Source organism: Flavobacterium sp. (assembly GCF_049590715.1).
Taxonomy (GTDB): Bacteria; Bacteroidota; Bacteroidia; order Flavobacteriales; family Flavobacteriaceae; genus Flavobacterium.
In genome coordinates this window covers 1-3,743 of record NZ_JBAWDL010000243.1, presented here as the reverse complement: position 1 = coordinate 3,743, position 3,743 = coordinate 1, and the positions used below count along the sequence as shown (strand labels likewise).

7 protein-coding genes are annotated in these 3,743 nt (G+C 33.8%); all 7 read left to right on the top strand.

The annotated features are described in order from the left end of the window. The first annotated feature begins 59 nt into the window (after positions 1-59). The 7 genes from rplO to rpsD all read left to right on the top strand — a co-directional run bounded on the left by rplO (position 60) and on the right by rpsD (position 3,690). Entirely contained in the window at positions 60-512 is a 453-nt protein-coding gene (rplO, locus tag WBQ70_RS10960) for a 50S ribosomal protein L15 (protein ID WP_423914044.1), read from the top strand. 14 nt (positions 513-526) lie between these two features. After that, a complete protein-coding gene (secY, locus tag WBQ70_RS10955) occupies positions 527-1,873 on the top strand; it encodes a preprotein translocase subunit SecY (protein WP_423914043.1) in 1,347 nt (448 codons plus the stop codon). A gap of 4 nt (positions 1,874-1,877) precedes the next feature. Further along, the gene (gene infA, locus WBQ70_RS10950) at positions 1,878-2,093 is read left to right on the top strand and encodes a translation initiation factor IF-1 (protein WP_007136545.1); all 216 of its coding nucleotides are present in this window, start codon (positions 1,878-1,880) and stop codon (positions 2,091-2,093) included. A gap of 12 nt (positions 2,094-2,105) precedes the next feature. Then, positions 2,106-2,222: a type B 50S ribosomal protein L36 gene (gene ykgO / locus WBQ70_RS10945; RefSeq protein WP_008992256.1), complete on the top strand. Its 117-nt coding sequence runs from the start codon at positions 2,106-2,108 to the stop codon at positions 2,220-2,222. A gap of 2 nt (positions 2,223-2,224) precedes the next feature. After that, positions 2,225-2,599: a 30S ribosomal protein S13 gene (rpsM, locus tag WBQ70_RS10940; RefSeq protein ID WP_239868196.1), complete on the top strand. Its 375-nt coding sequence runs from the start codon at positions 2,225-2,227 to the stop codon at positions 2,597-2,599. 8 nt (positions 2,600-2,607) lie between these two features. After that, complete coding sequence (gene rpsK, locus WBQ70_RS10935) at positions 2,608-2,991, top strand: 30S ribosomal protein S11 (RefSeq protein ID WP_423914024.1); 384 nt, start codon at positions 2,608-2,610, stop codon at positions 2,989-2,991. A 93-nt stretch (positions 2,992-3,084) separates the two neighbouring features. Then, positions 3,085-3,690, top strand: a complete 606-nt coding sequence (gene rpsD / locus WBQ70_RS10930; protein WP_239868193.1) for a 30S ribosomal protein S4 — start codon at positions 3,085-3,087, stop codon at positions 3,688-3,690. Positions 3,691-3,743: the final 53 nt, after the last annotated feature.

Genomic DNA, 3,743 nt, shown 5'->3' with positions numbered 1-3,743 from the left:
ATGATAAACAAAGTTAAACACTTAGTTTCTGTTGAAGAAGCTAAATAACAAATACTGTTATGAATTTAAGTAACTTACAACCAGCTGAAGGGTCAACACACAATCAAAATAAAAGATTAGGTAGAGGAGAAGGTTCAGGAAAAGGTGGTACTTCTGCAAGAGGACACAAAGGAGCAAAATCTCGTTCTGGTTATTCTAAAAAGATTGGTTTTGAAGGAGGGCAAATGCCACTTCAAAGACGTGTGCCTAAGTTTGGTTTCACAAACATCAACCGTAAAGAATACGAGGGTGTTAATTTGGATACTCTTCAATTATTAGTTGATAATGGTATTATTACTGATGCTGTCGATATGACAACATATGTAGAAAATCGTTTGGCTACTAAGAATGAAATCGTTAAGATTTTAGGAAGAGGAGAATTGAAAGCAAAATTAAAAGTAACTGCTCACAAATTTACTGCTACTGCAAAAGCTGCTATTGAAGCTGCTGGAGGAGAAGCTGTAACAATATAATTTTTCAATTAAGTATGAAGAAATTTATTGAATCAATTAGTAATGTTTGGAAAATAGAAGAACTGAAAAACAGAATCCTAATTACATTAGGTTTGTTATTAGTTTATCGTTTTGGAGCTCAAGTAACACTTCCTGGAATAGATGCGACTCAACTAGCTAATTTAGCGGGTCAAACTAAGGAAGGAATTGGTTCAATTCTTGACATGTTTACTGGAGGTGCATTTTCACAAGCATCAGTTTTTGCTTTAGGAATCATGCCTTACATCTCAGCATCAATTGTTGTTCAGCTTATGGGAATTGCGATTCCTTATTTGCAAAAATTACAAAATGATGGTGAGAGTGGTAGAAAAAAGATTAATCAGATCACACGTTGGTTAACTATCGTTATTACGTTAGTTCAAGGACCTACGTATATCTATAATCTATATAGAACTTTACCTGGAAGCGCATTTTTATTAGGGTTTAATTCTTTTGAATTCTTATTTTCTTCAGTTGTTATTTTAGTTACAGGTACAATTTTTGCCATGTGGTTAGGAGAAAAAATAACTGATAAAGGAATTGGAAATGGTATTTCACTGTTAATTATGGTGGGTATTCTTGCAAGATTTCCTCAGGCATTTATTCAAGAATTTACAACCAGAGTTACTAACAACAATGGTGGTCCGATGCTTTTAGTAATCGAGATTATTATTTGGTTATTAGTTATTATTGCTTGTGTTTTATTGACAATGGCAATACGTAAAATACCAGTTCAGTATGCTCGACGTACTGCTTCAGGAGATTACGAACAAGATATGTTAGGTGGTAATAGGCAATGGATACCTTTGAAGCTAAATGCTTCAGGTGTAATGCCAATTATTTTTGCTCAAGCAATCATGTTTGTTCCTGCTGCTGTTGCTGGTTTATCTAAATCAGATGCATCACAATCTGTAGTTGGCGCTTTTAGTAATATGTTTGGATTTTGGTATAATTTTGTATTTGCAACATTGATTGTTGTATTTACTTATTTTTACACTGCGATTACAGTTCCTACTAACAAGATGTCTGACGATTTAAAGAGAAGTGGTGGTTTTATTCCAGGTGTTAGACCTGGTGTTGAAACTTCTGACTTTTTGGATAAAGTGATGTCTTTGATAACTTTCCCAGGATCTTTATTTCTTGCTCTAATAGCTGTGTTCCCAGCAATTGTTGTAAGTCTTATGGATGTTCAACAATCTTGGGCAATGTTTTTTGGGGGTACCTCATTAATAATTATGGTTGGTGTTGCCATTGATACAATTCAGCAAATTAATTCATATTTGTTAAATAAACATTATGATGGTTTAATGAAAACTGGTAAAAATAGAAAAGCAGTAGCTTAATTTTATGGCAAAACAATCAGCAATAGAACAAGACGGATCAATCATTGAAGCATTATCAAATGCAATGTTCCGTGTAGAATTAGAAAATGGACATATCGTAATTGCTCATATTTCTGGAAAAATGCGAATGCATTATATCAAGTTATTACCTGGTGATAAAGTGAAACTAGAAATGAGTCCTTATGATTTGTCGAAAGCAAGAATTACTTATAGATATTAAAGGATATTCACAATGAAAGTTAGAGCATCAGTAAAAAAGAGAAGTCCCGAGTGCAAGATTGTGCGTAGAAAAGGGAGATTGTACGTTATAAACAAAAAGAATCCTAGATTTAAACAAAGACAAGGATAGTTATGGCAAGAATAGCAGGGGTAGATATCCCAAAAAACAAGAGAGGTGTTATAGCACTTACCTACATCTTCGGATTAGGAAAAAGTAGAGCTATTGAGATTTTAGAAAAAGCTCAAGTAAGCCAAGATAAAAAAGTTCAAGACTGGAATGATGACGAGATCGGAGCAATTCGTGAAGTAGTTGGATCTTTCAAAATTGAAGGAGAATTACGTTCTGAAGTTTCTTTGAACATCAAACGTTTAATGGATATTGGATGTTACAGAGGTATTCGTCATAGATCAGGTCTTCCTTTAAGAGGACAAAGAACTAAGAATAACTCTAGAACTAGAAAAGGTAAAAGAAAAACTGTTGCTAACAAGAAGAAAGCAACTAAATAATAAGTAATATGGCTAAAGCAACAGCAAAAAAACGTAAAGTTATCGTTGAATCAACGGGTGAAGCTCATATTAGTGCCACTTTTAACAACATCATTATTTCGTTAACGAACAAAAAAGGTGATGTTATTTCTTGGTCTTCAGCAGGTAAAATGGGTTTTAGAGGTTCTAAAAAGAATACTCCATACGCAGCTCAAATGGCAGCAGAAGATTGTAGTAAAGTAGCTCTTGAGGCTGGACTTAAAAAAGTGAAAGTTTATGTTAAAGGACCAGGTAACGGACGTGAGTCTGCTATTCGTTCTATTCATAACGGTGGAATCGAAGTAACTGAAATAATTGATGTTACTCCAATGCCTCACAATGGATGTCGTCCTCCAAAAAGACGTAGAGTTTAAAAAAAAAATAATTTAAGTATAACTAGGTAGAAATAACGATTATCGAAGGATATGACCTGAATTCATAATCTCTACCTTAATTAATTCACAGAAATGGCAAGATATACTGGTCCAAAAACTAGAATTGCTCGTAAATTTGGCGAGGCAATTTTCGGAGATGATAAAGCTTTCGAAAAAAGAAATTACCCTCCTGGACAACACGGGATGGCAAAAAAAAGAGGTAAAAAATCTGAATATGCTGTCCAGTTAATGGAAAAGCAAAAAGCTAAATATTCTTATGGAATTTTAGAAAAACAATTCAGAGGTTTATTTAAAAAAGCATCTGCTACTAAAGGTGTTACTGGTGAAGTTCTTTTACAATTGTGTGAGGCAAGATTGGATAATGTAGTTTTTAGAATGGGCGTTGCTCCATCTAGAAGAGGTGCTAGACAATTGGTTTCTCACAGACACATCACTGTAAATGGTGAAGTTGTAAATATTCCTTCCTACCACTTAAAACCTGGTGATAAGGTTGCTGTTCGTGAAAAATCTAAATCTATAGAGGCTATCGAACGTTCTTTGTCTAATTCAAGTCATGTTTATGAATGGATTACTTGGAATAATGATGTTAAAGAGGGTACTTTTGTTTCTGTACCAGCTAGACTTCAAATTCCAGAAAACATTAAAGAACAATTAATCGTAGAGTTGTACAACAAATAATAATTGACTTAGTCGAAATTTATGGCAATATTTAATTTTCAGAAGCCCGATAA